Raw genomic sequence first — 309 nt, 5'->3', positions numbered from 1 at the left:
AACGTACCACGCTTTTCTTTAGCACGATGACGACGAATTCCATGATCAGGCAAATCGGGTAGCTGTACATCAAGCCAGCCTTGATCAATCCAGTTATAGACCGTCTTGTAGGCAATCCCAACCACATGGGCAACTTGTTCAGGGGACCACTTCTGGACTTGAATCTTTTCCTCGACCAAGTGTTTAAGGTTTTTAGTGAGCGAAGACTTCCGCCCCCGTTGACTAACCTTTTGTTCAAAGTCAGTTTGCGCTAGCTCAGCCCGGTACTCACTATTTAGCCGGTGAAGTTCGTTAAAGATGGTGGTCTTA

At 46.9% G+C, this 309-nt stretch carries 1 pseudogene; it reads right to left on the bottom strand.

The features are described 5' to 3' along the window. Positions 1-309: pseudogene (locus QOS01_RS10520) on the bottom strand (IS30 family transposase); the annotation flags it as partial.

Source organism: Limosilactobacillus avium, assembly GCF_947381485.1.
Lineage (GTDB): Bacteria > Bacillota > Bacilli > Lactobacillales > Lactobacillaceae > Limosilactobacillus > Limosilactobacillus avium.
This window is presented reverse-complemented; position numbering and strand designations above follow the sequence as displayed.